Annotated in this window: 28 protein-coding genes, 1 pseudogene and 2 other annotated features; of the genes and pseudogenes, 11 read left to right on the top strand and 18 right to left on the bottom strand. The window is 62.8% G+C overall.

Going from position 1 to position 26,059, the window contains the following annotated elements; all coding sequences use genetic code 11:
- Positions 1–192 precede the first annotated feature (192 nt).
- The 4 genes and pseudogenes from LEL84_RS14935 to LEL84_RS14920 all read left to right on the top strand — a co-directional run.
- Positions 193–510: a transposase gene (locus tag LEL84_RS14935; RefSeq protein ID WP_004022138.1), complete on the top strand. Its 318-nt coding sequence runs from the start codon at positions 193–195 to the stop codon at positions 508–510.
- Positions 471–599: a sequence feature (AL1L pseudoknot), on the top strand. (Overlaps the previous gene by 40 nt.)
- Entirely contained in the window at positions 513–1,253 is a 741-nt protein-coding gene (locus LEL84_RS14930) for an IS3 family transposase (RefSeq protein ID WP_014928955.1), read from the top strand. (Overlaps the previous feature by 87 nt.)
- A 169-nt stretch (positions 1,254–1,422) precedes the next feature.
- Positions 1,423–2,622 carry an IS30 family transposase gene (locus tag LEL84_RS14925; protein WP_101819295.1) on the top strand — a complete coding sequence of 400 codons (1,200 nt, stop codon included), beginning with the start codon at positions 1,423–1,425 and terminating at the stop codon, positions 2,620–2,622.
- A 4-nt stretch (positions 2,623–2,626) separates the two neighbouring features.
- A pseudogene (locus tag LEL84_RS14920) lies at positions 2,627–2,917 on the top strand (IS3 family transposase); the annotation flags it as partial.
- A 119-nt stretch (positions 2,918–3,036) separates the two neighbouring features.
- Here LEL84_RS14920 and LEL84_RS14915 read toward each other — a convergent pair.
- The 10 genes from LEL84_RS14915 to LEL84_RS14870 are packed head-to-tail and all read right to left on the bottom strand — an operon-like array spanning position 3,037 to position 13,146.
- Entirely contained in the window at positions 3,037–4,677 is a 1,641-nt protein-coding gene (locus LEL84_RS14915; protein ID WP_014928958.1) for a long-chain fatty acid--CoA ligase, read from the bottom strand.
- A 29-nt stretch (positions 4,678–4,706) separates the two neighbouring features.
- Entirely contained in the window at positions 4,707–5,435 is a 729-nt protein-coding gene (locus LEL84_RS14910) for a hypothetical protein (RefSeq protein ID WP_223258800.1), read from the bottom strand.
- Positions 5,436–5,441: 6 nt separating this feature from the next.
- On the bottom strand, positions 5,442–6,398 hold the full coding sequence (locus tag LEL84_RS14905) for an MlaD family protein (RefSeq protein WP_004023297.1): 957 nt from the start codon (positions 6,396–6,398) through the stop codon (positions 5,442–5,444).
- The gene (locus tag LEL84_RS14900) at positions 6,395–7,438 is read right to left on the bottom strand and encodes an MlaD family protein (protein ID WP_004023296.1); all 1,044 of its coding nucleotides are present in this window, start codon (positions 7,436–7,438) and stop codon (positions 6,395–6,397) included. The genes LEL84_RS14905 and LEL84_RS14900 overlap by 4 nt, the downstream gene beginning before the upstream one ends.
- Positions 7,435–8,496 (bottom strand): MlaD family protein, encoded by a 1,062-nt coding sequence (locus LEL84_RS14895; RefSeq protein WP_004023295.1) that lies wholly within the window; start codon positions 8,494–8,496, stop codon positions 7,435–7,437. Before LEL84_RS14895 ends, LEL84_RS14900 begins: the two co-directional genes overlap by 4 nt.
- Positions 8,490–9,485 carry an MlaD family protein gene (locus LEL84_RS14890; RefSeq protein WP_004023294.1) on the bottom strand — a complete coding sequence of 332 codons (996 nt, stop codon included), beginning with the start codon at positions 9,483–9,485 and terminating at the stop codon, positions 8,490–8,492. The genes LEL84_RS14895 and LEL84_RS14890 overlap by 7 nt, the downstream gene beginning before the upstream one ends.
- Entirely contained in the window at positions 9,482–10,495 is a 1,014-nt protein-coding gene (locus tag LEL84_RS14885; protein ID WP_004023293.1) for an MlaD family protein, read from the bottom strand. Before LEL84_RS14885 ends, LEL84_RS14890 begins: the two co-directional genes overlap by 4 nt.
- Positions 10,492–11,529 carry an MlaD family protein gene (locus LEL84_RS14880; RefSeq protein WP_004023292.1) on the bottom strand — a complete coding sequence of 346 codons (1,038 nt, stop codon included), beginning with the start codon at positions 11,527–11,529 and terminating at the stop codon, positions 10,492–10,494. The genes LEL84_RS14885 and LEL84_RS14880 overlap by 4 nt, the downstream gene beginning before the upstream one ends.
- A gap of 8 nt (positions 11,530–11,537) precedes the next feature.
- Complete coding sequence (locus LEL84_RS14875) at positions 11,538–12,401, bottom strand: ABC transporter permease (RefSeq protein ID WP_014928961.1); 864 nt, start codon at positions 12,399–12,401, stop codon at positions 11,538–11,540.
- 10 nt (positions 12,402–12,411) lie between these two features.
- The gene (locus tag LEL84_RS14870; protein ID WP_033206584.1) at positions 12,412–13,146 is read right to left on the bottom strand and encodes an MlaE family ABC transporter permease; all 735 of its coding nucleotides are present in this window, start codon (positions 13,144–13,146) and stop codon (positions 12,412–12,414) included.
- A 258-nt stretch (positions 13,147–13,404) separates the two neighbouring features.
- Here LEL84_RS14870 and LEL84_RS14865 point away from each other — a divergent pair, with 258 nt between their 5' ends.
- Positions 13,405–13,881, top strand: a complete 477-nt coding sequence (locus LEL84_RS14865) for a PaaI family thioesterase (RefSeq protein ID WP_004023289.1) — start codon at positions 13,405–13,407, stop codon at positions 13,879–13,881.
- Between the two features lie 135 nt (positions 13,882–14,016).
- Here the strand turns inward: LEL84_RS14865 and LEL84_RS14860 are convergent, their stop codons facing one another.
- Complete coding sequence (locus tag LEL84_RS14860) at positions 14,017–14,157, bottom strand: hypothetical protein (RefSeq protein WP_156422439.1); 141 nt, start codon at positions 14,155–14,157, stop codon at positions 14,017–14,019.
- A gap of 129 nt (positions 14,158–14,286) precedes the next feature.
- Between LEL84_RS14860 and LEL84_RS14855 the strand changes: the two genes are divergently transcribed.
- Positions 14,287–15,569, top strand: a protein-coding gene (locus tag LEL84_RS14855) for an IS3 family transposase (RefSeq protein WP_085949824.1) whose coding sequence is annotated in 2 segments (ribosomal slippage) — positions 14,287–14,575 and positions 14,575–15,569 — 1,284 coding nt in all. Because the reading frame shifts where the segments join, the coding sequence is not laid out codon by codon here.
- Positions 14,565–14,693: a sequence feature (AL1L pseudoknot), on the top strand. It overlaps the preceding gene by 129 nt.
- Before the next feature lie 133 nt (positions 15,570–15,702).
- Here the strand turns inward: LEL84_RS14855 and LEL84_RS14850 are convergent.
- Positions 15,703–15,966: a helicase associated domain-containing protein gene (locus tag LEL84_RS14850; RefSeq protein WP_004022477.1), complete on the bottom strand. Its 264-nt coding sequence runs from the start codon at positions 15,964–15,966 to the stop codon at positions 15,703–15,705.
- A 135-nt stretch (positions 15,967–16,101) separates the two neighbouring features.
- Here LEL84_RS14850 and LEL84_RS14845 point away from each other — a divergent pair, with 135 nt between their 5' ends.
- The 3 genes from LEL84_RS14845 (at position 16,102) to LEL84_RS14835 (ending at position 18,272) form a co-directional block, all read left to right on the top strand.
- Positions 16,102–17,193: an IS630 family transposase gene (locus LEL84_RS14845; RefSeq protein WP_068884350.1), complete on the top strand. Its 1,092-nt coding sequence runs from the start codon at positions 16,102–16,104 to the stop codon at positions 17,191–17,193.
- 23 nt (positions 17,194–17,216) lie between these two features.
- Positions 17,217–17,555 carry a hypothetical protein gene (locus LEL84_RS14840; protein ID WP_033204248.1) on the top strand — a complete coding sequence of 113 codons (339 nt, stop codon included), beginning with the start codon at positions 17,217–17,219 and terminating at the stop codon, positions 17,553–17,555.
- A 171-nt stretch (positions 17,556–17,726) separates the two neighbouring features.
- On the top strand, positions 17,727–18,272 hold the full coding sequence (locus LEL84_RS14835; protein WP_223258854.1) for an RES domain-containing protein: 546 nt from the start codon (positions 17,727–17,729) through the stop codon (positions 18,270–18,272).
- Positions 18,273–18,453: 181 nt separating this feature from the next.
- Here the strand turns inward: LEL84_RS14835 and LEL84_RS14830 are convergent, their stop codons facing one another.
- The 3 genes from LEL84_RS14830 to LEL84_RS14820 form a co-directional block, all read right to left on the bottom strand.
- Complete coding sequence (locus tag LEL84_RS14830; RefSeq protein ID WP_058253051.1) at positions 18,454–18,903, bottom strand: Imm63 family immunity protein; 450 nt, start codon at positions 18,901–18,903, stop codon at positions 18,454–18,456.
- Positions 18,900–19,613, bottom strand: a complete 714-nt coding sequence (locus tag LEL84_RS14825; protein ID WP_058253050.1) for a TNT domain-containing protein — start codon at positions 19,611–19,613, stop codon at positions 18,900–18,902. The genes LEL84_RS14830 and LEL84_RS14825 overlap by 4 nt, the downstream gene beginning before the upstream one ends.
- A 120-nt stretch (positions 19,614–19,733) precedes the next feature.
- On the bottom strand, positions 19,734–20,666 hold the full coding sequence (locus tag LEL84_RS14820; RefSeq protein ID WP_226512016.1) for an AraC family transcriptional regulator: 933 nt from the start codon (positions 20,664–20,666) through the stop codon (positions 19,734–19,736).
- Positions 20,667–20,904: 238 nt separating this feature from the next.
- Between LEL84_RS14820 and LEL84_RS14815 the strand changes: the two genes are divergently transcribed.
- Together LEL84_RS14815 and LEL84_RS14810 are read left to right on the top strand one after the other, a co-directional pair.
- Complete coding sequence (locus tag LEL84_RS14815) at positions 20,905–22,116, top strand: cytochrome P450 (protein ID WP_004020850.1); 1,212 nt, start codon at positions 20,905–20,907, stop codon at positions 22,114–22,116.
- A 1-nt stretch (position 22,117) separates the two neighbouring features.
- Positions 22,118–23,161 carry a 2Fe-2S iron-sulfur cluster-binding protein gene (locus LEL84_RS14810; RefSeq protein WP_065632050.1) on the top strand — a complete coding sequence of 348 codons (1,044 nt, stop codon included), beginning with the start codon at positions 22,118–22,120 and terminating at the stop codon, positions 23,159–23,161.
- Positions 23,162–23,202: 41 nt separating this feature from the next.
- Here LEL84_RS14810 and LEL84_RS14805 read toward each other — a convergent pair whose 3' ends face one another.
- The 3 genes from LEL84_RS14805 to LEL84_RS24755 all read right to left on the bottom strand — a co-directional run bounded on the left by LEL84_RS14805 (position 23,203) and on the right by LEL84_RS24755 (position 26,016).
- Positions 23,203–24,159 carry an alpha/beta hydrolase family protein gene (locus LEL84_RS14805; protein ID WP_101820400.1) on the bottom strand — a complete coding sequence of 319 codons (957 nt, stop codon included), beginning with the start codon at positions 24,157–24,159 and terminating at the stop codon, positions 23,203–23,205.
- Positions 24,156–25,727, bottom strand: coding sequence for a hypothetical protein (locus LEL84_RS14800; RefSeq protein WP_065632051.1), 1,572 nt, complete (start codon positions 25,725–25,727; stop codon positions 24,156–24,158). Before LEL84_RS14800 ends, LEL84_RS14805 begins: the two co-directional genes overlap by 4 nt.
- Before the next feature lie 157 nt (positions 25,728–25,884).
- The gene (locus LEL84_RS24755; protein WP_255220179.1) at positions 25,885–26,016 is read right to left on the bottom strand and encodes a hypothetical protein; all 132 of its coding nucleotides are present in this window, start codon (positions 26,014–26,016) and stop codon (positions 25,885–25,887) included.
- Positions 26,017–26,059 lie beyond the last annotated feature (43 nt).

Raw genomic sequence — 26,059 nt, 5'->3', positions numbered from 1 at the left:
CGGTCGCTGAATATCCCGACCATTCCGTCAACAGGTAGGAGGGGCATAAGCATGACGCAGCACCGTCGCCCGTGATAGATGAGTTGCGTCCTAATTCAAACGCTAGCTGCACTGACCTTGGTACGCGGCTGGCTGGTGGTTGAACCGCCCCGGGTCTGTCGGAGGCTCTCGAACCTGTGAAGGATGGAGAGCATGGCAGCACCACGCAAGTACAGTGAGGAACTCAAGGACCGGGCCACCCGGATGGCATGTGAAGCGCGACGAGATCCCGATTCGTCGAGAGGTGCGATCAAGCGGATCGCCGATCAGCTCGGAGTCCATCCCGAGGCGTTGCGCAATTGGGTTCGTCAGGCCGAGATCGACGGCGGGGTCCGCCCGGGCACCACGAGTGAGGACGCTGACCGCATCGCGGCGTTGGAGCGGGAGAACCGTGAACTGCGGCGAGCGAACACGATCTTGAAGCAGGCTTCGGCTTTCTTTGCGGCGGAGATCGACCGCCCACAGCGCTGATCGTGGAGTTCGTCGCGGCTCACCGCGATGAACACGGAGTCGATCCGATCTGTGCGGCATTGCGCGATACGTCCGCCCAGATCGCTCCGTCCACGGTACGAGCCCACCTGAGCCCCCAGAAGACCGAGGCGCCTCGTGTGGTGCGTGACCGGGAGCTCCTTACCCAGGTCCGCGCGGTGCATGCCGACAACCTCGGCGTCTACGGTGCCCGCAAGGTGCATGCCCAATTGCGCAGACAGGGCCATAGTGCTGCCCGCTGCACCGTCGAGCGATTGATGAAAGCCGATGGGCTGCAAGGGATAGCGAGACTCAAGACACGCAAGACCACGCGCAGCGAGGGAGCTGAAACACCCCGGCCGGCTGACCGGGTCAACCGTCAGTTCACCGCGGCGGCACCGAACGCGTTGTGGGTGGCGGACCTGACCTACATCCGCACCCACTCGGGCTGGGTGTACGCGGCGTTCGTCCTGGACGTGTTCTCGCGGATGGTCGTCGGCTGGCAGGTCTCGACCACCATGCACACCGACCTCGCCCTCGACGCCCTGAACATGGGATTGTGGGCACGGTCGCGTGCCGGCCACGACGTGGCCGGGCTGATCCACCACTCCGACCGCGGAGTGCAAGGCGGATTCAACTGGTCGTCGCAACACCATGATCATGGAGGTGTTTGCGGTGGCTACGGCGGACTGGAGTCGGAGGACCAGCGATGTGGCGGTAGGTGTTCGTCGGCAGTGGCGTGCTGATCGTGCACTTCGGCCGGCGATGCGATCGCCGGGGCGGCCGGAGCCGTCGCGGCAGGTGCAACGTGAGTTTTGGCGGGTGGTCGCGACGGGGGTGAGCACGGCACAGGCATCGATCGCTGTCGGTGTGTCGGTGCCGGTGGGTACACGCTGGTTCCGCCACGCTGGCGGCATGAGGCCGCTGAGTCTGGATGAGCCTTCGGGCCGCTATCTATCCTTCGCCGAACGGGAAGAGATCGCGCTGCTACGCGCCCAGGATCGTGGGGTGCGTGAGATCGCACGGTGGATCGGGCGGAGTCCGGCCACGATCTCGCGTGAGCTACGGCGCAACGCCGCAACCAGGAGCGGGAAGCTCGAGTATCGGGCGTTGGTGGCGCAGTGGAAAGCCCAGCAGGCCGCCAAGCGCCCGAAAACAGCGAAGCTCGTGGCCCACGTCGAGTTGCGGGAGTACGTACAGGACCGCCTGGCCGGCGTTGTCCGCCGTCCCGATGGCACGATCGCTGCGGGCCCCACGCCACCGCCATGGAAGGGGCTTAACAAACCGCACCGGGCCAACCGGCGGTGGTCGCTGGCGTGGAGTCCAGAGCAGATCTCCCAGCGTTTGAAGGTCGACTTCCCCGATGATGAATCCATGCGTATCAGTCACGAGGCGATCTACCAGTCCCTGTTCATCGAGGGCCGCGGCGCGCTCAAACGTGAGCTGGTCGCGTGCCTGCGCACCGGACGTGCACTGAGGGAGCCGCGGGCCCGCTCGCGCAACAAGCCGCAGGGTCACGTCACCTCCGATGTCGTGTTCAGTCAGCGCCCTGCCGAGGCCGAGGACCGTGCCGTCCCCGGGCACTGGGAGGGTGATCTGATTATCGGAACTGGGAGATCGGCGATCGGCACGATCGTTGAACGTCGTAGTCGTGCAACACTTCTGGTGCATCTGCCACGCCAGCAGGGCTGGGGTGAGCAGCCGCCTGTGAAGAACGGGCCCGCACTCGGTGGCTACGGTGCCATCGCGATGAATGCAGGACTGACAGCGTCGATCGCCGCGCTGCCGCAGCAGTTGCGCAAAACGTTGACGTGGGATCGCGGCAAGGAACTGTCCGCTCACGCCCAGTTCGCGATGGACACCGGAACGCAGGTGTTCTTCGCCGATCCGCACTCACCGTGGCAGCGACCATCCAACGAGAACACCAATGGTGTTCTGCGCCAATATTTTCCTAAGGGAACTGATCTGTCGCGGTGGTCAGCTGAGGACCTCGAGGCCATCGCCTACACCCTCAACAACCGTCCTAGAAAAGTCCTTGGATGGAAAACTCCCGCCGAAGTCTTTGGCGAACAACTACACTCGCTACAACAACCCAGTGTTGCATCGACCGATTGAACGCGCCCAATTCCGATCGCGAAAATTCGTACACGCCTTGAACACTCATGGACTCACGGGGTCGATGGGCAAAGTCGGAGCGTGCGGGGACAACGCAGCGATGGAGAGTTTCTTCGCACTCCTGCAACGCAACGTGCTCGACCGCCAACGCTGGGACACCCGCGAGCAGCTTCGGATCGCGATCGTCACCTGGATCGAACGGACCTACCGCCGCCGGCGCCGGCAAGCCCGCCTCGGTCGGTTGACGCCTGTCGAGTTCGAAGCAATGATCAACACCGCCGCTGCCGCGGCATGACACCCAAACTGTCACCTATCCGTGCAGCAGTCCCCATCGGCAAATGCATTGCTTCTATAGAAGTGTGCCCACCGAACGCTGACGACGTTCGGTGGGCACACTTGCGCCCTATAGCGGCGCTAATTCGATACAACCGGCAGCTCGCCCTGCTCATGCTTCGCGCGTAACACCTTCTTATCGAACTTGCCCACGCTCGTACGCGGTACCTGCTCCACGAACGTCCAGTTCTTCGGGATCCACCAGTGTGGGATCTCCTCCGGGCAATTTCTTAGGCACCACTCGTGAAGCGTGTCAGCCGACACCTTGCGACCCGGTACCGGAACCACCACGGCGAGAGCTGTTTCCTGCCACCGGGGGTCGGGCATCGCGACAACCGCGGCCTCGGCGACATCTGGGTGCGACATGATCCAGTTCTCGAGCTCCACTGACGAGATCCATTCGCCCCCTGACTTGATGACGTCCTTGGACCTGTCGGTCAGCGTCAGGTACCCGTCCGGGCTGATGTGTCCCACGTCTCCGGTCCGCAACCAGCCATCCCGAAACCTCTCGGCGTCCTCGAGCCGGTAGTAGCTGCCTGTGACCCACGGACCCCGCACTTCGAGTTCGCCGACGGACTTGTCGTCACGGGGAACCGGCAGGCCGCCCTCGTCGATGAGGCGCATCTCCACCCCGCAAATTGCCCGTCCCTGTCGCTTGCGGTACGACATTTCCTTTGTGGGGCTGATCCCGGCGGGAGGCCGACTTACCGCTGCAAGCGGGGACGTCTCAGTCATGCCCCACGCCTGGATAATCTGTACGCCGAAGCGGTCCGCAAACCCTTCGATCAACGACTGCGGGACAGGAGCTCCACCACAGGCGACAAGGTCGATTGATGACAAGTCGACACCCGGATTCGCGATACCGTACTGAAGAAGATCGTTCCAGATTGTCGGTACTGCTCCTGCCTTCGTGGGGCGATGCTGTTGGATCAAGTCGGCGAGCGGCGCCGCTTGAAGGTATCGATCAGGCATGAGCAAGTCCGCGCCGGCCATCAGCGACGCGTAGGGCAGACCCCAGGCGCTGGCATGAAACATCGGCACGACGGGAAGTACACGATCGGCTTCTGCGATCGCCAGAGCGTTACCAGTACACGCTGCAATGGAGTGCAGAAACACCGAGCGATGACTGTAGACGACCCCCTTGGGATCGCCTGTAGTGCCGCTCGTGTAACACATACCCGCAGCCGACCGCTCGTCGGGATCGACCCAAGAGAACATTGGTGATTCTGCTGCGAGCGCGTCATGGTATCGCATCACGGTCACGCCGTGGCCGTCGAGCGGGGAGGTGTCGCCGTCGCCGGTAACGAACACAACCCGAACCGTCGCCAAGCCCGGTAAGACCGCCGCCAACAACGGCACCAGCGACCCGTCCACAATGATGACCTTGTCTTCGGCGTGGTTCGCGATGAACTGCAGCTGAGCCGGTGACAACCGGATGTTCAGCGTATGCAGCACCGCGCCCATCGCGGGTACCGCAGCGTACGCTTCGAGGTGCTCCTGGTTGTTCCACAGCATGGTTGCCACGCGGTCGTCGCCGACCACGCCGACCCGGCGCAGAGCATTCGCCAGACGTGCGCATCGCTCTTCGAGATCGCCGTAGGTTGCGTACCGGGCAGAGTCGCTCGCGGAATAAGTAATCACCTGCCTATCAGTATGATTGGTTGCGACGTGACGCAGTATCGATGACACTGTCATCGGCACCTCCTGCATGGTGCTTTTCATCAAATTCTCCTTTCGCGGCGGACGCTGGATCATTCGGCAGGTCCGTAATCCTGGATCTGCCAGCCGTTCTCGGTCTTCAGCACGACTACTTTCAACAGTGTGGGGAGTTCGCTCGGCTGAGGGTTCTGAACATTCTGGGTCTTCTGGGTGGCGAAGACCAGCACCGTGTATTCCCCCCGGTTCTCGCTGGCGCTGCCGGTGACACTGGTCGCCAGTACGCGTCCCGACGCTTGGACCTTGGCCTGTTCCATGATTTGGGTCAGGGTGGGTTCGACATCGTCGTATCGCTTGACCAACGCATCGCTGGCATTCTCTTTCACTTCGGTAAAGAATGCGCCGGTGTTTTGGTAGCTGTAGGTGAGCGACTTTGTGGTGTAGTCCGATGCTGCCTGCGCTGCCTGCGCTCGTTGTGTGGCAGCGTTCTCCGCGGACGTCTTTGCTTCCCTCATGTCAATGTAGAGGTAAGCAAAGAGGCCGGCCAGCACCGCGAGTGCCACCACGAAAGCGCCGGCGGCCACCGCCTGGACGCGTGCTGATCTCCATCGGTGCCTGGCATCGGACGTCGGGGGGCTTGCCTCGTCCGGGGCGGGACCGTCTTGGGACGTCGCAGATTCTGTAGCACCAGTGGCGTCGCTGCGATCTGCTTTGTCGGAAGCCGCAGTCAGCTTATCCTCAGCGCTGCTGTCCTTGGATTCTGGTCCGTTGTCTTGTGCCGTCATTTGCTGCCTTCTGTGAATGCTGGTGTAGGAGGTATCCATCGGGCGTCAGCGAGGTGATGGCGTGACGGCGATCGGAATCTGCGCCTGCCCCCGATGTGACGCTGGGAATGTTCGAGCCAGAAGATCACCGATCGATCCGAAGTCGATGTATGTGTCTGCGACTTTCGCCGTCGCCGGCTTCACCGCGCGGGTAATGGCGACAATATCGGGCTGGAGTATCTGGATGTAGCCGCTGAGCTTTTCCACTAGCTTCAGGATCGGTGGCCATTTGTCGTAGGACGTAGAAGTGAAAACGATGAACGCACGTTGGATCCTCGCCAAACCGTCGACGGCATCCGGGGTCCGGACCGACGCGGTGCTGAGCACACCGCCCACGTTCGACATAAGGCCCAGGAGGAACTCGGCATTGTCCGCAGTGGTACGGACGGCACCGTCGTCACCGACGAAGTCCACGAGGCGGTGCATCATGTCTCCGATCGTGTCGAGGTCCTTTTGCCGGCCGTCGACTGCCGCCGAGATCGTTTCGTTGATGGACTGAATCGATGCTGGATCGAGCGCGTCCGCCACTGCCGACATTTTCGGGAGCACCTGGGGAACGGATTGCGACACGCGGATGGCGCCGGCGGGCACTAGGTCCCCACTACGCAAGTACTCACTGGTGGTTGTGCCCGGTGGGATGAAATTGATGTATTGTTCTCCCGCGACCGAGAGGTTCTGAATCGTCATGACACTGCCGCGAGGAATCTTATAGTCGGAGTCGATGGACATGTCGACGGCGAGCTGATTACCTGTGACGCGAATAGATGTCACTTTTCCCACCGGCACCCCCTCTAACATTACCGGTGATGTGTCTAGAAGGCCGCCCGAGCTCTCGAGTATGGCCGAGATCGCGTAGTCGGTGCGGAACGGGTTTACCCGTGCCACGTCGATGATCAAGTATGTCGCTCCGACGAGGAGAACGAGGACAAGGGCAACCAGCGATACGAGGGTGCTGCGGATCATGGCATCATTCCGATCGCTCGCAAGACGGTTATGAACGACTCGGCATCACGCCGCGCCAGTTCTCGGCCATCGATAGACACATCGGAGACGTTGATATCTGGCGAGCTGACGAATGGGATGAGCCTTTCGCGTATTACACGAGCCGCCTTGTCGGAAACATCCTTGGAGTAGATGTCCGAGTACGCGATGGACGCGACCACTGGCGCGATCGCGCCCACCGTTTCCTTGATGCGGGAATACTCAGGGTCGACGATACGGCCTGCGGATACCGCGAAGTCGCGCAGATTAGCGATGAGTAGCGCTACGTCAATTAGCGAGTAGCCCAGACCATAAAAGTTCACTCCCCCCTTGGTCAACATTCGGTCTGTACCTGACGGGTCGGCCAGGATCACTTTGAGTGTGCGATCGGCTGACTGCAGGATTACGTCGAGTTTGTCGGTGTTGGCAGACACCTCAGACACGGTGCGCAAGGTCGTGCGGTAGAGCGCATCGAACTGGGCGGGGTCACTCGGAAAAGTCGAGTTCAGCGTCGATATCGCGGTATGGATTTTATCGAGTTCACCCCCGCCCAATACGTTAGCCATACCCCGCATCACGTCCTCGACGTTGGCAGCCGGTTCGGTGCGTGAGAGAGGTATTACCGATCCCGCGCGCAGCAAGCCTTGGGTGGACTGCTGTGCAGGGGGAAGGATGGCCACATAAATCTCGCCCAGGAGAGTGTCTTGGCGGAGTTCCGCGCGCGAATCTTCCGGCAGCTGGGCGTCTTTATCAATTCGGGCAGCAACCAGCGCGTGGCCTCCGTCGTAAGCGACGCTGGTGACGGCACCGACGTCAATCCCTCGAGAGAGGACTTTGGCACGGGCAGGCAAGTTCAGAGCACTCGTGAACTCGATCTCGATGTCGTAGCCGTCTCGGGCGGATGATCCACCGATGGTCGGCGGGTTGTCAGCACTGATGCTGCAGGCGGCGAGGGCGATAGTCGCTACGAACAGCGTCACGATCGCGGCCGTGACACGACGAAGGTAGCCGTAGATCATCATCGAGGTTGCCCTCCGATCAAGTTGGCGATCGTCGCCGCTTCGTTACCCGTCGCGCAAACGTCCTTGACGGAAGGAGGAGCGCACGCGTTCTTGAGGGCCTGCAGTGGTACAGATATTGCGAATGCCCGCAGGATCGACTTCGCATCTGGATGCTCAACGATGAGGTCAGCTGTTCGAGCGGCGACGGACGCAAGTATGTTTTCTTGCTTGCCCGCTTGCGAGAGGAGGGGAACCGCAGCATCTCCAAGTGAGAAAATAGGTGGCCCGAAGTCAGACGATAGGCGCGACAGGATAGGGACGAAGGTGCCTGCGTACTCTGTTGCGGCGCCGAATGTTTGACCGAAAGCAACAATCACCTCAATTGCGCCTACGAAGTTGTCGAATAGCTGGGTCACCTCAGTACTGTTTTCGGTGGCAACACCGGTTAAGGTGGCGAGATTGGCTACAATCCTGCGTATCTGGCTATCACGCCGGGTCGGATCGTTGATTAGCGTGGCCGAGTCCTGGAGAATGCCGGATATATCACCCTGGGTCCCTTCCATGTTTTTCGAGACGAGTGTAAGTGCCTGAAGAATCGCATCCGTGTTACGTCCGTCGTCCTTGACGAGTTCGTCTGAAAGAGTGCTGATCGCGTCGAGCGTTTGACTAATCCCCAGTGGAGTCCTGGTCTTTTCCAGTGGGATACACTCAGCCGACTTGTAATATTCTCCGCCACGATAGGGATGGGTGAACTCGATTTGTCTTTCGGTGACAATCGAGGTGGACACCAGGGTCGCACCCACATCTGCGGGAAGCGGCACGGTCTTGTCGATCCGCATATCGACACGCACACCTTTCTGTCCCTCCTCGTGAATGCCTACGACCCTGCCCACCTTCTTGCCGAGCATCGCGACGGAATTGCCTTCGTACAGACCTGATGCGTCAGAAAACTCCGCACATAGTGATCGCGTGTCGTCGTCGGCTGTCGCATAGTCGATTCCGACGCCGCCGATCACTACTGCCAGTGTGACAATGGTGGCGATCGGGATCAGATGCCGACGCATCCGCTCCGTCAACATTTGTTATCACCAATCGGGATACAGACGCGGACGGTCGGTTCAGGACTCGCAGGTCCGACCTGCGGAGCATTGAGGAGAATGCTCAGTCTTCTGGTGATCTGATCGACCTGGGCCAGCGCGTCTTGGTAGGCGGGCATCTGGGCCGACACCTTGTTTAGAAGGATCTTAAACTGCTGTACCGATGGTTCTATACCGTCGCGGTACGCGACAAGCGGCCGGGTCAGCAACTTAAAAAGACGACGTAGATAATCGAACCCGCTCTGGACGTTGGCGATGTCTGGTCCAAGGGTGCGGGCAAGGAAGCTGAGCTGGCGTAGGAAGTCCACGAGTACCTGCTTGCGGTTTGCGAGGGCAGCGACATACTCGTCGGACAAAGCCACCGTCTTGTCGAGTTGTGCGTACTGACGCTCCAGCAAGTCCATCAGGCTGCTCGCGTTTTGCAGGGCATCAGGGATATTGGTGTTTCCGTCGGAAAAGGCATCCTGTAGCAACGCCGCCGTGCGCCGTAGATCAACACCACGCACGTCACGGAACACCGGTGTAGATGTCTCCAGGGTGCTGGAAATATCATAGGTGCTGCCTGTCTGCACCAGTGGGATCGCGCCGTCAATGGCCGACGGGCCTGAACCTGGGTCGAGGTCCAATACACGTCCACCGATAGGGGTGAGGAGACGGACGTTCGCCGTCGCGTCCGACCGAACGGCAATCGAGTCATCCAGCCGGAACCGCACGGTGATGAACGTTCCGGTCAGGTCGACCGACGCTACCTTGCCTTTCCTGATCCCGGCGATACGTACCTGGTCGCCAGCTTCCAATCCGCCGGTATTGACTAACTCCGCGCTGTAGATAGTTTGTCCGGGCGGCGAGATATACACAGCTCCGGCGGCGACGAGACCGGCCACCGTGACCATCGTTACGACCCCCGCCAGGATGAGGTCCCGCCGACGCTGCGGGCGGTGATGCGGACGCTTGCCGAAGAAACGGGTCACTGGCACACCACCAGTCGTTGACCCATCAGGGCGATCTGCACTGTTCTCGGTAGGTCGAGCACCCCTCGGGCACACCCTGCCGCCGAGGGCGGGGGAGTCGCGTTGGATGTTGCGGCCAGGGCGTCCAGGAGCGGCTTCAGGAGAACGGCACCATTCAGTAGGCCTTCTGTATCCCCTGGCTCCCGCACTAATCTCTGAAAGATAGCCGCGAAGCTGGTGTCGTAGGTCGACTCGATCTGCTCACCGGCGAGTACAGTCTTTGCCATCGAACGGTTGACCTCTCGCAGCGAGGCCCGCAGTCGATCGCTCACGCGGCTGAACGCATCGACGATTGACCCCAATTTGTCTATCAACTCAACCAGTTCAGCGGAGCGCCCCATCAACTGGTCGGACACCTGCCCCAGGCTCGTCACAATATTGGTGATGATCTCTGAACGCTGGTTCCCGTAATCAGTGATGTTCGCGACTTGCTTCATGACTGGTGCGATACCTCGACCGTCTCCCTGGGCAACCCGTAGAAGGTTCGACTGAAGCTCGTTGATTTCCGCAGTATTCAATGTATCGAATACTGGTTTGAAACTGTTGAATAGTGTCGATACGTCGAAGGACGGGACGGTCTTCTCGAGTGCCACCTGTGTGATCGAGTCCTGGTCGGCGCCTTGTCCGGCATTGATGAGTTCCACATACCGCTGCCCCAGCAGATTTTGGTAACGCACAGCGGCAGTCGTCGCGGGGGTAATCGCGACACCGTCATCCAGTTGGAAACGGACGATCGCTGTTGAGCCCTCGAGATCGACAGCCGTTACATATCCCACTTTCACTCCAGCGAGTCGTACCCCGTCGCGGGGCTTGAGTCCGGAAGCGTCGGCAAACACCGCGGAACGCTGCGAACTGGGTGACCCTTCGTTGGTCGGCTGCAGAATCGCGATGATGACATATGAAAGGACTCCGATGAGAGCGATGAAAGCGACGATTTTAATGATTGTGGGTGTTAGCGACCTCAGAGTCATCGCGTGGCACCCCCCATTCTCAATGCGCCTTGTAGGGCAGGCGACGTCTGGACCACCAGTGCTAGCTGGAGCTGGACCCGTTCGTTGAATTTCGGCAAGGCTTTGTCGATGCCATCGAGGATCTGCGGGATCGTGTACACCGTGCGAACTAGCCCCGAGGCGGATCTGGCGACGGGCCGCGCTAGGTCAAGGCCGACGTCTAACAGCGAACTCAGGGCTGGGTAATTCTTATCGAGCAGGCCGCCGAGCCCACCGAAAAGAACCTTTCCCGTGTCGCCGAGATTACTCTTCGTGCGGTCGATGTTTTGTTGGGTGGCGAAAAAGTCAGCGATATCGACGTTCTTCAAGACGCCAGGGACAAACGGCGTCATGAAGTCGGCGACTCCGGTGGACAGGTTAGCCGCAATTCCTAGGTCCTCCCCGACCGGCCGTTTCTGGACATCTCGCGTGAGTTGCGCAATCTGGAGAACGAGTCTTCCGCTATCAGCCATTGCCTGCGAGTCCTCAACGATGAACCTCACTACCGCTTCAAATGAGGGCTGGTCCAGTGCCTCGACCAGCGTGGAGATCTTGCGAACAAGCGTTGACACCGAGGTCTGTTCAGATTGCAACCTGCTCACGTAGACACTCCCGCCGGAACCGATGGGTGGTCCTTGTCCAGGATCTACGATCTCCAGTGCAGTTGGTCCCAATGCGTTTGACGAGGTGTAGTTCACCGTCATGCCCTGCCGGAGAACTAGGTCGTTACCGGAACCGGTGAGGTTGATTTTGACCGCCGCGCCACGGTCTCGAACCGCGATGCTCGAGACCTCCCCCACGGTGAACCCAAGGTACTTCACATCCGATCCCCCCTTCAATCCGTCGCCTATCGCGTCGGTGTTGATGGTCAACGACGTGTGATCGCTGAAGTCGCCGTTAGCGTCACTTATCAGTAAGTAGGCAGCTATCGCGCCGAGGATCAATAGGGCGACCCCCCGAAGGGCCAGGTTCCCGTGCGACGGCTCGCGTCCGGACGGATCATGAAAGACAGCCACTGAACCCCCTACCCTGAAATCCGTACGCCGGAATCGAATCCCCACATCAGAAGGGTCAAGATCATGTCCTCCACGACGATGACTATGAGGCTCGTGCGGATCGCTCGACCGGACGCTCGACCCACCCCCTCAGCTCCGCCTGTGGCGAAGTAGCCCTGATAGCTATGGATAATCACTACAGAAATGACAAATACAAGAACTTTGATAAGCGAGAAGGCAAGATCCTGAGGTTTGAGGAACTGGTCGAAATAGAAATCGTAAGTGCCGCCGGATTGGCCGTGAACTTGTGTGACGACGAGTTTGGCGGCCCCGAATCCGAGAATAAGCGCGACGATGTACAAAGGAATCACGGTCGTGATCGACGCAACTACGCGAGTGCTGACGACGAATGGAATAGGACGTACCGCCATAGCCTCGAGAGCGTCGATCTCCTCGGAAATGCGCATCGAGCCGATCTCAGCTGTCAACCGGCAGCCGGCTTGTGCTGCGAACCCGATCGCCGCGATCATTGGCGCAAGCTCTCGGGTGTTGGCATAGGAAGAGATGAACCCCGTCAGTGAACCCATCCCTACGAGGTCCAGAGAGGCGTAACCCTGGATACCGATTGAGGCGCCGACGGCGATGCCGAGGATGGCGAGGACGATGGCCGTTCCACCACCGACCAAGACTGCACCTCTACCCCAGGCGAATTCTTGTATGTAGAGCAGGGTTTGGCGTCGGTAGGTGGTGATCACATGGCGGATGCCGAGGACCGCGGCGATCACAAAGGTCGCGACGTGCCCCAAGCGTTCAGGTACGTGTACAACTGGCGCGATCACGGCTTCGACAGGGCGGGTGGCGGCGGAGAACCTCCGGGAGGGAACGGTGGTCACGAGGCGTTTCTCATCCAATAGTTTGGGGGACGAACATGGTTGTTAATTGCGTGATAAAGACATTGATCACGAAGCATGCGACGACGCCCAGTACTACGGTGGCATTTACTGAGGTTGCGACGCCTTTAGGGCCGCCTTTCGTCGACAGGCCGCGGTGACAAGCAATCGTCACCACTACAAGTCCGAACACAAGCGATTTGCATAGAGCGACAACGATGTCTGTTATCGATGCGAACGAAGCGAACGAGGCGACGTAGCTGCCTGGTGTGATGCCTTGGACGTCGACGCTGATGGCGTAGCCCGCCAGCAGCCCGGTGAAGACGATTAGCATGCAGAGCAGCGGCGCGGTGATCAACACAGATACGAACCGGGGCGCTACGACTCGCCTGATCGGATTGAGTCCGAGTGTCTCCATGGCAGCAATTTCTTCGCGAATCGTTCGAGCACCCAAATCAGAGGCAATCGCTGATCCGGCCGCGCCCCCGAGTAGGAGGGCGGTAACGATGGGCGCTCCCTGTTGAATAATCCCGAGGCCACCAGCGGCGCCAGCTATTGACGTGGCCCCAACTTGCTGAGTGAGGCTACCCACCTGTACTGACACGATGACACCGAATGGCACAGCTACGAGAATCGCCGGCAGAGTTGTCACGACGATGACGAACCAGGTCTGCGATACGGCTTCGCGAAACGGAAATCGTCCTGTAGCAATGTCTACTGCTACCCACCGCAGGGCCTGACCAGCCAAGCCGACGGTGTTACCAAAAGTGGCAGCGCCGTCTAGCAGACGGTTGACGCCTGTGCCGGTGGTGATGGCCATCTCCCCCCCTAGTGCGCGTGGTGTGCGCCACTCCATTCGCGTGTGCGTAATGGACAGTATCAGGTACTGGCAGTATTACCTATAGTGGTGAGCACAGACCGTGTTCGGGACCGGTTCCCACACCTCATCGATCCCCCCGCACCCTGTTGCGTAGGTGGCGGGCTGAGTTAAGGACAACGATCAGAGATGACCCCCGAAGCAAGACTGCCGGCACACTCGTCCCAGTGCATGGGCTGCGGAAGCAGCAACCCCCACGGACTTCAACTTGAGGTCTACCGGAGCGGCGAGCGGGTGTACGCCGATCACACCTTCGACGAGAAACACCTCGGCGCGCCCGGGTTGGCGCACGGTGGCGCGATCTCGGCCGCCTGCGACGACATCATGGGTTTCACCCTGTGGATCGCGCGGACCCCCGCGGTGACCCGCACCCTGACCGTCGAATACCGCCGGCCGGTCCCGCTGCACACTCCCATACGTCTCACTGCCTGGATTGACCACGAGTCGGATCGCCTACTGCACATCGCGGCCGCCGGATCGTTCGATGAGCAAACGTACTTCACCTCTAGCGGTGTTTTCGTCAAGGTCGACGTTGCTCACTTTCGACGTTATGCCGACGTATCAACAATCGATGACTTCTTCGCCAACTTCACGCGGTCAGACTGACGCCGCACGCGTCTCCGTTCTGCGCGCCGCCAACTCTGCGAGGTACGCGACCACGTTCGGCGATCCACCGCCAGCGGTCAGGCTGCGACGGTCAACAGGGCTGGAACTGCAAACGCTCGGCCTTCCACTGCCGGTTCAGTAGCGACAGGAAAACAACACCGCAAGGACCGGCTTGACCGCGAGGGTCAGGCCGAGCGGATTGCCCGCCCACCAGTCGCGGCGCTGCAGCATCAGGCTCGTACACAGCGGCTGAACCATAACGGTCACCGGCAGCACTGTTCTCACAGGATTGGAGGGGAGGGCGGCGAGCTCCCTCGAATGTGCAGCTCTCTTCCTTCCGTCCTGGCTACAGTTGAACCGCCCCGGGTCTGTCGGAGGCTCTCGAACCTGTGAAGGATGGAGAGCATGGCAGCACCACGCAAGTACAGTGAGGAACTCAAGGACCGGGCCACCCGGATGGCATGTGAAGCGCGACGAGATCCCGATTCGTCGAGAGGTGCGATCAAGCGGATCGCCGATCAGCTCGGAGTCCATCCCGAGGCGTTGCGCAATTGGGTTCGTCAGGCCGAGATCGACGGCGGGGTCCGCCCGGGCACCACGAGTGAGGACGCTGACCGCATCGCGGCGTTGGAGCGGGAGAACCGTGAACTGCGGCGAGCGAACACGATCTTGAAGCAGGCTTCGGCTTTCTTTGCGGCGGAGATCGACCGCCCACAGCGCTGATCGTGGAGTTCGTCGCGGCTCACCGCGATGAACACGGAGTCGATCCGATCTGTGCGGCATTGCGCGATACGTCCGCCCAGATCGCTCCGTCCACGGTACGAGCCCACCTGAGCCCCCAGAAGACCGAGGCGCCTCGTGTGGTGCGTGACCGGGAGCTCCTTACCCAGGTCCGCGCGGTGCATGCCGACAACCTCGGCGTCTACGGTGCCCGCAAGGTGCATGCCCAATTGCGCAGACAGGGCCATAGTGCTGCCCGCTGCACCGTCGAGCGATTGATGAAAGCCGATGGGCTGCAAGGGATAGCGAGACTCAAGACACGCAAGACCACGCGCAGCGAGGGAGCTGAAACACCCCGGCCGGCTGACCGGGTCAACCGTCAGTTCACCGCGGCGGCACCGAACGCGTTGTGGGTGGCGGACCTGACCTACATCCGCACCCACTCGGGCTGGGTGTACGCGGCGTTCGTCCTGGACGTGTTCTCGCGGATGGTCGTCGGCTGGCAGGTCTCGACCACCATGCACACCGACCTCGCCCTCGACGCCCTGAACATGGGATTGTGGGCACGGTCGCGTGCCGGCCACGACGTGGCCGGGCTGATCCACCACTCCGACCGCGGAGTGCAATACCGAGCCATCCGCTACACCGAACGACTGGCCGAAGCCGAAGCGGTGACATCTGTTGGCTCCAAAGGGGATTCATACGACAACGCGATGGCTGAGGCGTTCAACTCGCTGTTCAAAGCCGAATGCATCCGTAACCCCGTGATGCGCCCGCGAGGCGGCTGGGCAGGTGTGGGCGAGGTCGAGATCGCCGTCGCTGAGTACGTCGAATGGTTCAACCACCGCCGCCTGCACGGCGAGATCGGACACGTCCCACCCGTCGAGTACGAGAGCGCCTACTGGTCGACCCAAACCGTCACCAGCTACCGTGAGAACCCGGTCCCCGCAAACGCTGGAACCAACTAACCGAGCCTCCAGCAAACCCGGGGCGATTCAAGTCGCTACGACTCGCGGTAGTACTAGGTTGGCCGACTGTTTAGGCCAGTGCGAGGAACAGTTTCTCAAGCTCCGCTTCCGTGAGCGGTGGCTGCTCGCCATCTTACGGTCGCGATGCATTGACGCATCCCTGATTAGTCCGGATGGTCCACCGCCAGTCCGGGAACTCGGTCTCGAGCCGTTCGATCCGCTCGGCCGACAACCGGCCCTTGCGGTAGTCAGCGCTGCGGCTCTGCACCCAGGTGCCGATCGCGAATCCGTCAATGACATCGCGCCGGCGGGCGTTGCTGGTGCCGTACACCGCGACGTAGCGGTGCAGGTGCTCGAGCCCGGCCTCGAACCGCCCATCGCCAATAGATTCAGCCACGACAGCTCACGAGTGTGTTCGACGTTGCCGTAACGGGAAGACCGCGCTCAAGTGCGGTCATCACTGGAATGTAGCGCGGCGAACCCCACCTAGTGTCCTGAGTCATTAATTTCCGTTCGGTTGTTAGGCTAGGGAATGGCAACCCGGGGTCCGCGAGCAGTGGATATTGTTCTGACTGATGACGAGCGCCGTGAGCTCGAAGGGTGGGCGCGTCGGCGAACGACGGCCTCGGGTTTGGCGATGCGCTCACGAATCGTTCTCGCCGCCGCTGATGGCGGTTCGAATACTGAAGTGGCACAACGACTCGGCCTCAATCGCAGTACCGTGCGGCGCTGGCGAGGCCGGTTCGTCGAGCACCGCTGCGAGGGGTTGCTCGACGAACCCCGGCCTGGGCGACCTCGCACCGTCGACGACGAGCAGATCAAAAACTTGATCACCGCGACTCTCGAGACCACTCCGAAGAATGCGACACACTGGTCGACGCGGGCGATGGCCGAGCATCTCGACATGTCACAGTCAACCGTGTCGCGTGTGTGGCGGGCGTTCGGATTGGCTCCGCACAAACAGGATTCGTGGAAGCTGTCGAGAGATCCCTTGTTCACCGAGAAGGTCCGCGATGTCGTCGGGCTCTATATGAACCCACCCGAACGTGCCCTGGTGCTTTGCGTTGACGAGAAGACCCAGATCCAAGCTCTCGATCGCACCCAGCCGATCTTTCCCATGCTCCCGGGCACCCCGCAACGGGCCAGCCACGACTATGTGCGCAACGGCACCTCCAGTCTGTACGCGGCGTTGGACATCGCGTCGGGAAAAGTGATCGGTTCGCTTCACTCACGGCATCGGGCAACAGAATTCATCGGGTTTCTCCGCAAGATCGACGCCGAGGTGCCCGACGAGCTCGACGTCCACCTGGTCATGGACAACGCCTCTACCCACAAGACGCCCGCGGTCAAACGATGGCTGACCTCGCACCCACGATTCGTTGTCCACTTCACCCCGACGAGCTCATCCTGGATGAACCTCGTCGAACGCTGGTTCGCCGAACTGACCACCAAGAAGCTCCAACGCTCCCCCCACCGCACCGTGAGAGCGCTCAACGCCGACATCAGAGCATGGATCGAGACCTGGAACGACAACCCCCGCCCCTACGTGTGGGTCAAGACCGCTGACCAGATCCTCGACTCCATCGCCCACTACTGCACACGAATTAATGACTCAGAACACTAGCTGCCTACGCCGAGGCGGCTCGTATGTCGCAGCCCGAACTGGTGGCTGCGTTGCGAGATCTGCTCGGCGCGCGGCTGGTCGCCTACCTGGGTCGGGTGAGCGAGACCCGGGCGGTGCGGCAATGGGCTGACGGCACCCGCACCATCGCCAACCCCGAGGACGTCGAACGGCTCCGGATCGCCTACCGCGCCGCCCGCCTGATCACCGAACGCGACACCCCCGCCGTCGCACAAGCCTGGTTCCAGGGCCTCAACCCGGTCCTCGACGACCGGGCGCCGGCATTGCTGTTGCGCGACGGCGAGCTCGCCGACGTCGGACCGCAAGTACTCGCCGCCGCCCGCCAATTCGCCGCGGTGGGATGAACCAACCACAGCCTTCGACGATCAGCACCCCGCACGGCCCGATCACCACCAGCATCCGGACTGCCACGCCCATATATCGAGTCGGATACGCGCCCAGCCCGTGGGAGTGGACACCATGGGAGTACGCCACCGACGACCGCTTCGCCGGCCGCTGGGACGACCCCGACGGGGGTGTGGCGCACCTTGTACTGCGCCGACACTCCCCTGGCCTGCTACCTCGAAGTCCTCGCCTTCGCCCGACCCAGCCCACAACTGATCGCCGAGCTCGACGACATCGTCGTCGACGAGGAAGACGAGCAGGACTACCCCGCGCTGCCGCCCGGCCACGTTCCGCGATCGTGGTGCGATCTACGGATGATCGGTCACGGCACCCTGACCGGACGGTTCGCGGTGCCCGCCGACCCGGACAGCCTCGCCACCCTCCGGACGGTGTTTCGGCCGCTCGCGATCCGCTACGGGCTCGATGACCTCGACACCGCCGCGTTGCGGGACGGCCGGCCCCGCGGGCTCACCCAGGCCATCTCCCGCTGGATTTACGCCCTCACCGACCACGGCCATGCAGCGGTCGACGGGATCGAGTTCGACTCCCGACACGGCGACCAGCTGCGCATGTGGGCGCTCTATGAACGCGCCGCCGACCCCGACATCAGCCCCACTCCGGCGTTCTCGACCACTCCCCCATTGACGCCGCGGATCCACAACTGGCCCGCGCCCTGACCCTCTTCGGACTCGAGTGGACTCCACATAACCGGCCTGAAACAGGCTGTGCCGCATCGTCGAACGAGCATGAGGATAGCTCGACCAACCGTGGTGGTCCTACGATCGTCTTCAAGTTCGGGATAGCGAACCTGCACCGCTACGCCGCCCACACCGGTGGACGCCGATTCCCAACCTCGTCTCAGCCGGGATGCCGGCCCGGCAGTTGCGCCAGTTCACGATCGTCGGCTCCCTGGTCGACCAACCTTGTCCGGGTCCGCTCCAACCACGCACGGGCCCACTCCGGGTCGGCCGCGGTCAGCATCCGATACTGTTCTGCCCATATGCGGCGCAGATAGTCGGGCGCGCCGGGCGAGTGCAGCCGATACGACGCCGCTTCGGCGATCGCCACCGCAACCCAGCTCAGAAACTCCTCTGGATCGCTGGACTGCCGGTCGAACATCACCGTGCCGCGTTCGCGGATGATCAAGTGCCACACACCGTCCGAGTCACGCACGCACGAGGGCGTCGCGTCGTCGGGGATGTGACCCAGGCGAGGCACATCGGACGGCTCCGCCGACATCGTCGCCGCGAGATCGGCTATCCGGCTGCGCATCTCGGGGTCGAGCTGGTCGTCGGCGCCCGACGTCATCCGGGGAAGACGCTCTCGAGCACACCCGAACACAGCAACCACTGGGTGTTGACGAAACCGCTTGTCTCGTTGAAACATCCGCGATGGTCCTCGATCAACCCGGGATCGAGGAGCTGCTGGTCGATCTGATATTGAATGCCGCCGCCCGGCTGACCGAAGCCCTTGGCGATACGTCCGATCCACACCTTCACCGGGCGCATGACCACGTACACGTGATAGTTGCAGAACTGAGGGTTGTCTTTGTCGACGAGGTTCTCCGGCGGAAGCGCCCGCCTCTTGTAGTGCGTGCCCGCGGGGGCCAGGAAGCGACCATTGGCGGGACCATAGCGATCTATCCGCTTGTTCGGGTTGAGGGTGGTCACCGACTTCTTGGCGGACCCGTCGGGGTTCAGCGTGTATCCGTCGTGGTCCGGATAGTCCCACTTGTCCCCTTTCCGATACGTCTGCAGGAACTCGCTCGGACTCAGACCCGCGAGCCGGTCGTAACCCCTCAACTGCGGACCCACCGGGGCATCGGTCGCCAGAATCTTCGGACCGAACAGTTCGTCGTTGTACAACAACTGTGCGGAACATCCACCCGCCTCCGGCCCGCCCAGCGATCCGAAGTCCAACGATCTCAGGGGATTCGGTGCGGCCGCCGCGACCCCTCCCCCGGACACCGCCAGCGCAAGACTGAAGAAGATGGCGAGCAGAGCATGGCGACGTTTCATGGCCGCGCCTTTCGATGGGTACGTCCGGAGGTCACGCAGTGCGGAAACTAACCGATCGACGACACGATGGGGCCTGAACTGCAAAGGTCCGACTCAGATTCGACCGGACGTCCCAAAGGGCTACCGCCGACGGTGTTCCGACGGCGGGATGCCGTAGCGCTTCTTGTACGCGGCCGCCAGCCGACTGGGGCTCGAAAAGCCCCATCGCGCAGCAACTTCGGCCACCGTGTCGGTGTTGTCCGGTTCGGTGAGGTCGTGGTGAGCCCGGTCGAGTCGGATGTCCCGCAGCGTCTGGGTCGGACTCGCACCGACGTGTTCGGCGAAGCCCTCCTGCAGTCGTCGGAGGCTCGAGCCGCTCAGTTCGGCCATGTCCGCCAGACGCCGGTCGCGTCCGGGATCGTCGTGCAACGCGTCGAGCACGCGCTTGACCATCCGCGGGCGCAGACCGGTACCCGCCTCTTCCGGAGAGACAGCGAGGAGGAACGCGCTGCTGATCGCGCTCGCCAGCTGCGGTCCGACCAGCGGGTTCGACAGGAGGTCGGCGGGTTCGCGCACCTGAGCCGACAATGCACGCACGAGCCCGAACCATGCCTGTTGGTCGGGTCCGGCGAGATCCAGCTGATCCGGCAGCCGCAACTGTGAACGCAGCGCCGACGCCCGGACCCGGTCGGCCTCACGTTCGAGGTACTCGGCGTCGAACTTCACCCCGACCACGACGCAGTCCGCCGACCACCGGGTGATCGTCGACGGGCGGTCCGCGGTGAAGACCGTGGCCGTCCCCTCCTCGGACGTCGTCTGCACCGATCCGGCGCGCGAGTCCAGGACGCCGCGGACCGGGATGTTGATCTCGTAGGCGCCCGGATAGTCGCAGGAGATGGAGACATCGGTCCCCCAGTTGAGCTTGCCGATCGTGACCGGTCCCAGCTCGACGGTCTGCAGGTTCAGATTCAGCTGATCCGGCGACGACAGCGCGGTCAGCTCATGCGGGAAGTACACCTCTTCGACGGCACGATGCGCCGTCTCCCAGTCGCTGGTCGATGTCGTGCTCCGCATGGACTTCTTCCTCGTACTCCGGTCGCGCAGGGTCGTGCATCTCGATTCAACCCGGTGACACACGACACTCGCCACCCGGTTCGGAGACTGCGATCACATTGCCGCGCGATCGGTGCCGCCGACGCGCGAAGCGTATCGACCGCCCGGTCGGCGGTCCCTAATGTCACCTCGCACCGGGTCGCCGACAACCTGCCGGCCGCCGCCCCCGGCTCTCGAGACGAACACAGCGGAGGAACCCATGACCAGCACCATGTCGTGGATCGACGACATCACGATGACCGAACTCGAACGCAACCCCTACCCCGTCTACGAACGGCTTCGCGCCGAGGCGCCGCTCGCCTATGTCCCGGTTCTCGGGTCGTATGTCGCGACGACCGCGGACATCTGCCGGTCGATCGCCACCAGCCCCGACTTCGAGGCGGTGATCACCAAGGCCGGCGGCCGTACCTTCGGACACCCGGCAGTGATCGGGGTGAACGGTGCGATCCACGACGACCTACGGTCGATGGTCGATCCAGCCCTGCAACCCCAGGAGGTCGACCGGTGGATCGACGACCTCGTCCGGCCGATCGCCCGCCGGTACCTGAGCGACTTCGAGGACGTGGGGCGCGCCGAACTCGTCGCCCAGTACTGCGAACCCGTCAGCGTGCGCGCGCTCGGCGACCTTCTCGGCCTTCAGTCGGTGAGTTCGGACAAGTTGCGCGAATGGTTCCACAAACTGTCGGCGTCGTTCACCAACGCGGGAGTCGACGAGAACGGCGAGTTCACCAACCCGGACGGCTTCGCCGAGGCCGACGCCGCGAAGCTGGAGATCCAGTCGATCGTCAATCCGCTGATCGACAACTGGATCGAGAATCCCGACGACAGCGCGATCTCCCACTGGTTGCACGACGGTATGCCCGAGGGACAGACGCGCGACCGCGACTACATCTACCCGACGCTGTACGTATACCTCCTCGGAGCGATGCAGGAGCCTGGCCACGCCATGGCCTCCACACTGGTCGGCCTCTTCAGCCGGCCGGACCAATTCGAGCAGGTCGTCGACGAGCCGAACCTGATCCCGCGCGCGATCTCGGAGGGCATGCGGTGGACGTCACCGATCTGGTCGGCCACGGCCCGGATCAGTACGAAGGACGTCGAGGTCGCGGGCGTCGACCTACCGGAGGGCTCAGTGGTCCTGATGTCGTACGGTTCGGCCAATCATGACCACTCCGTCTACGAGGCACCGTCGGACTACGACATCACCCGACCGCCGTTGCCGCATCTCGCATTCGGTGCCGGCAACCACGCCTGCGCAGGAATCTACTTCGCCAATCACGTGTGCCGGATCGGACTCGAGGAGCTGTTCGAGTCCATCCCGAACCTCGAGCGCGACAACAGCAGCGACGTCGAGTTCTGGGGTTGGGGTTTCCGCGGGCCGACGTCACTGCACACGGTGTGGGAGGTGTGACGTGTCCGACCCGACGACCCGGCCCGGCCCGACGACCTTCCGAATCGACGCCGGCAACACCTCGGTGACCTGCGGTGACGGACAGCGAGTTCTCGATGCCCTGTTGCGCCAGGGGGTGTGGATTCCCAACTCCTGCAACCAGGGCACCTGCGGCACCTGCAAGGTCCGGGTGATCGACGGCATGGTGACCGCCCCGCCTGCCCCCGACAGTGTCCTGTCCGACGCCGAGCAGCAGCAGGGATACGTGCTGTCGTGTCAGTCGACACCCATCACCGACATCGCCGTCGAACCGCCAGCCGCCGAGTGCGGCGAGCGCCATCACCTGTTGCGCGATGTCGCCGGAACGGTCGGTTCGATCACCGCGGTGGCCGATGACACCGTGTCCATCACGGTGTCACTCGACGAACCGTTCGAGTTCACGGCCGGCCAATACGTCGAGTTGTCGATCCCGGGCACCGGCCAGACCCGGCCGTACTCGATGGCCAACCCGCCCAGCGAATCCGACACTCTCGAGTTCCACGTCCGAAGGCAGCCAGACGGTCTCGCCACCGACCGGTGGATCTTCGATTCCCTGACGGTCGGGGCGGCGGTGTCCATGACGGGACCGTGGGGCGACTTCTGCCATCAGCCGGGCGAACCCGACGTCGGGCTCATCCTGCTCGCCGGGGGCACCGGTCTCGCGCCGCTGAAGTCGATCGCGAGAGCAGTACTCGACGCCGACCCCGATCGTGAGATCCACGTCTACCACGGCGTCCGCACCGAGGCCGAGCTGTACGACGTCGACTTCTGGCGCGCACTCGAGACCGAGCACCCGAATGTCCGGTACACGCCCTGCCTCAGCCGCGAAGAGTGGAGCGGCCGTACCGGTTACGTCGGTGACGCGATGATGGCCGACTTCGACTCCTGCCGCAACCACTCGGCATACCTCTGCGGCCCGCCCGCGATGGTCGAGGCGGGGGTCCGGGCCCTCAAGCGACGACGCATGCCGCCCCGGCGGATCAAGCGGGAGAAGTACACGCCCGCAGCGAGTCTCGTGACCCTCTGAGCCGGCCCGGAGGCACTGTTGTTCCGGTGCCGACGACCAGCTCAGGCCACGTCCTGCACATCCGCCGCCGACGCTCCGGAGATGATGTCGAGGACCCGCGGGTACTCGGGCGCAGTCGAGGTGACCACCGACCCGTGGTTGCCGCCACGGATGAGAACGGCCTCGGCGTCACCGCCGTCACGCACGACGGCGGCGACGTAGCGTTGCGAATTGGCCGGCGCGACCATCCGATCGGCGGTTCCGTGAACGGCGACCACGGGGGTGTCGGGATCGATGTTCTGGATGGGATCGACCATCGTGTACCGCTGCGGGACCTGCGCCGGGGTGCCGCCGAGGGCGGTCACGATCCGGTCGTCGCCATGCGTGGCCGCATAGGTCATGTCGAGTGGACCGGCGAGCGAGACGACCCGCGTCGGGCGAAACAGCGGCCGCGCACCGACCTCGTCGTCGTCCAGTTTGTGCCGGGTGCCGCCCCAGACCGCGAGTTGCGCTCCGGCACTGTGCCCGACAACCAGCTCGTCGTCGGTGTCGATCTGCGGGAACTGCCGGTCCACCACGACGACGTGGTCCAGGGCGCTCGCGACGTCCCGGAACGTCGTCGGCCAACCACCGCCCGATCCGACGCGGCGGTATTCGATGTTGTACACGGCCATGCCCCGATCGGCCAGGTCTCGTGCCAGCGGCTCGAAGACGTCGGCCCCGAGGGCGCTCTGCCAGGCACCGCCGTGGATGAGGACCACCAGCGGGATCGTGTCGACCCGTTGCTCACCCGCGGGCAGGTACAGCTCGGCCCAATTCTGTTCGGAGTCACCATCGTCCGGCGTCGGGTAGTCGAACCGGTGGACGGTCACCTCGTCGAGGTACTCGACCGGGGCGGCTGTGGCACTGCTGCTGGGGGTCGGGGTCGGCGTGGTTCCCGTGGAGCACGCGGACAGTCCCAACACGCCGGCGACGACGACCCCCAGTGCGATGCGGACGCGACGCGACGTGGCCGTCACCGCACGCTCAGCGGTACAGGCGTGATCGACGCGCCGCTACGCAGGGTCGCCGGCAGCGGTCCGAACCCGGGCCACAGATTCACCGGCACCGTGACCGTCGCGCCCGCGGGCAGCGAGATCGACGTCGGGCTGACCGCGACGCGATCGGTGAAGGTGTCGCTTCGTTCGACCTCCAGTCGGAGCCGCTGTGCCCGTCCTTCGGATCGAACGGTCACTCCCGACGGAGAGGTGGCCCCCACCGAGACCGCCGAGCCCGGGCCGATCGCCAACTGCGTGGTCTCGGTCGACAGTGATCGCAGCGAATTCTCGGTCGCGACTTCGAACTCCGCGGTCGACGGTGCCGACGAGGTCACCCGCATCCCGTGCCGGGCCGGATCGGCGTCGATGACCGCGACCGCACCCGCGGGCACCTCGAGATCACCCATCGCGACCACGCCGCCCGCGCTGAGCACTGTGGCGTCGATGTCCGCGGTCCGACCCGCTTCCACCCCGTCCACGACGATCCGGAACTTCCGGTTCGCGGGCACTGTGAACGTCGCGGAGTTGTCGTTGTTGAACAAGATCTTCTTGTCGACACCAGGGATCGCACGACCGGCGGGATCGGTGACCCGCACATCCCAGTCGACGTCGCCGACACCGCGCGCACCGCCGTTGTTGTCCGACACCATCACGACCGTCTCGTCGTTGCGCAGCTCCGGATCCTGATGACGTGCCAGGATCGGTGCCAGCGGAACAAGCATCATCTTGTTGGCCGGCGACCCCTGGAACAACAGTGTCGGCTCGGACGGGTTGGTGGCCGTCGAGTAGTACCAGCTGTTGGCAGCCGGGTCGGCGACGATCATCTTCTCCACGCCGGGGAAGTTGTTGTCGTAGACGACGATGCCGCGCTTGCCCTGCCCGAGGTCGCGGATGGCGATCGGGTTGATGGCGTGCCCGGCGCTCTGCTCCTCATCGGTGTAGATCGCCAGGACGTAGTTGTCGTTGCGCGCCCACGCCGAGCGCAGTCGGGACAGCGCCTCTGTGACGGTGACCTCTGACTCGAGGAGGTCGGTGGGCGGGAAGCCCTGGGTGATGAACATCCGCGCGATGAGTTCGTCGAGCGGCGCCGACGGGCCGATGCTGTAGACGGACTGCCACGGCATCGCCAGCGGGAACGGGTTCAACCGCTTGGTGGCATACAGTCCGGCCAGGGCGGCCATCCCGAAGCAGTGCCCGCCCGCCATCGACTCGTTGAATTCCTGCTGGACGAGCTCGGCAACCGTCGTCGGCGAACAGACTCCGACCACGATTCGGGCGCAGACCTCGTCACCGAAGACCGCCCGCATGCCCTCGATGCTCAAACCACGAGTGTGCAGAGCGTCGTTCGGCCCCCAGTTCTCGAACGAGAAACCGTCCCGTTTGACCTGGAAGTCGGCCTGCGCGACGAGCTTTCCGGCCTTGGGGTTCACCACGGGCGCCGCCTGCGACGGACCGGGGGCGACGATCGCCAAACCTGCGGCCACCGCCAGCACAAGTGCCGTCACCGAGAGACGCACCAGCCATCGATTACCGCGCGTGCCTGTGAGCATCGCTAAACACTAGCGGACAATTCAGACACCACCCGAGTAGCCGGTGAATTCACCGGATCGATTTCTGAAATACGTCCCAAAATGTTTGTTGCGGCAGTTCGGCCCGCAATTCGGACCGAGCTGCCGCAACGTGATTGCGGGTTGTTTCGGGATTCCCCTACTTGACGCCCGAGAACACGTACTGCAGTACGGCCAGTGCCAGTTCGTTGTCCTGGATCGCCTGCCACAGGATGTTGTCCACCATGTTCGTCTCCGTTTCGATGTTCGCGTGAGGGGTCGGGTCCGGCACCGAGCAGGAAACCGTGGGTCGCCCCGCCCCGGCGCTGTCGATC

The sequence above is a fragment of the Gordonia sp. WA4-43 genome, assembly GCF_020520305.1.
GTDB lineage: Bacteria > Actinomycetota > Actinomycetes > Mycobacteriales > Mycobacteriaceae > Gordonia > Gordonia hongkongensis.
This window is presented reverse-complemented; position numbering and strand designations above follow the sequence as displayed.

Bases quoted from the DNA above. Each gene is read 5' to 3' on its own strand.
- LEL84_RS14840 (WP_033204248.1), top strand. From the start codon at position 17,217: ATGTCGCAGCCCGAACTGGTGGCTGCGTTGCGAGATCTGCTCGGCGCG.
- LEL84_RS14910 (WP_223258800.1), bottom strand. From the start codon at position 5,435: ATGGATACCTCCTACACCAGCATTCACAGAAGGCAGCAAATGACGGCA.
- LEL84_RS14915 (WP_014928958.1), bottom strand. From the start codon at position 4,677: ATGAAAAGCACCATGCAGGAGGTGCCGATGACAGTGTCATCGATACTG.
- LEL84_RS14865 (WP_004023289.1), top strand. From the start codon at position 13,405: ATGACCCCCGAAGCAAGACTGCCGGCACACTCGTCCCAGTGCATGGGC.
- LEL84_RS14800 (WP_065632051.1), bottom strand. From the start codon at position 25,727: ATGCTCACAGGCACGCGCGGTAATCGATGGCTGGTGCGTCTCTCGGTG.
- LEL84_RS14905 (WP_004023297.1), bottom strand. From the start codon at position 6,398: ATGATCCGCAGCACCCTCGTATCGCTGGTTGCCCTTGTCCTCGTTCTC.
- LEL84_RS14830 (WP_058253051.1), bottom strand. From the start codon at position 18,903: ATGACGTCGGGCGCCGACGACCAGCTCGACCCCGAGATGCGCAGCCGG.
- LEL84_RS14820 (WP_226512016.1), bottom strand. From the start codon at position 20,666: ATGCGGAGCACGACATCGACCAGCGACTGGGAGACGGCGCATCGTGCC.
- LEL84_RS14900 (WP_004023296.1), bottom strand. From the start codon at position 7,438: ATGATGATCTACGGCTACCTTCGTCGTGTCACGGCCGCGATCGTGACG.
- LEL84_RS14825 (WP_058253050.1), bottom strand. From the start codon at position 19,613: ATGAAACGTCGCCATGCTCTGCTCGCCATCTTCTTCAGTCTTGCGCTG.
- LEL84_RS14815 (WP_004020850.1), top strand. From the start codon at position 20,905: ATGACCAGCACCATGTCGTGGATCGACGACATCACGATGACCGAACTC.
- LEL84_RS14925 (WP_101819295.1), top strand. From the start codon at position 1,423: ATGAGGCCGCTGAGTCTGGATGAGCCTTCGGGCCGCTATCTATCCTTC.
- LEL84_RS14845 (WP_068884350.1), top strand. From the start codon at position 16,102: ATGGCAACCCGGGGTCCGCGAGCAGTGGATATTGTTCTGACTGATGAC.
- LEL84_RS14895 (WP_004023295.1), bottom strand. From the start codon at position 8,496: ATGTTGACGGAGCGGATGCGTCGGCATCTGATCCCGATCGCCACCATT.
- LEL84_RS14885 (WP_004023293.1), bottom strand. From the start codon at position 10,495: ATGACTCTGAGGTCGCTAACACCCACAATCATTAAAATCGTCGCTTTC.
- LEL84_RS14935 (WP_004022138.1), top strand. From the start codon at position 193: ATGGCAGCACCACGCAAGTACAGTGAGGAACTCAAGGACCGGGCCACC.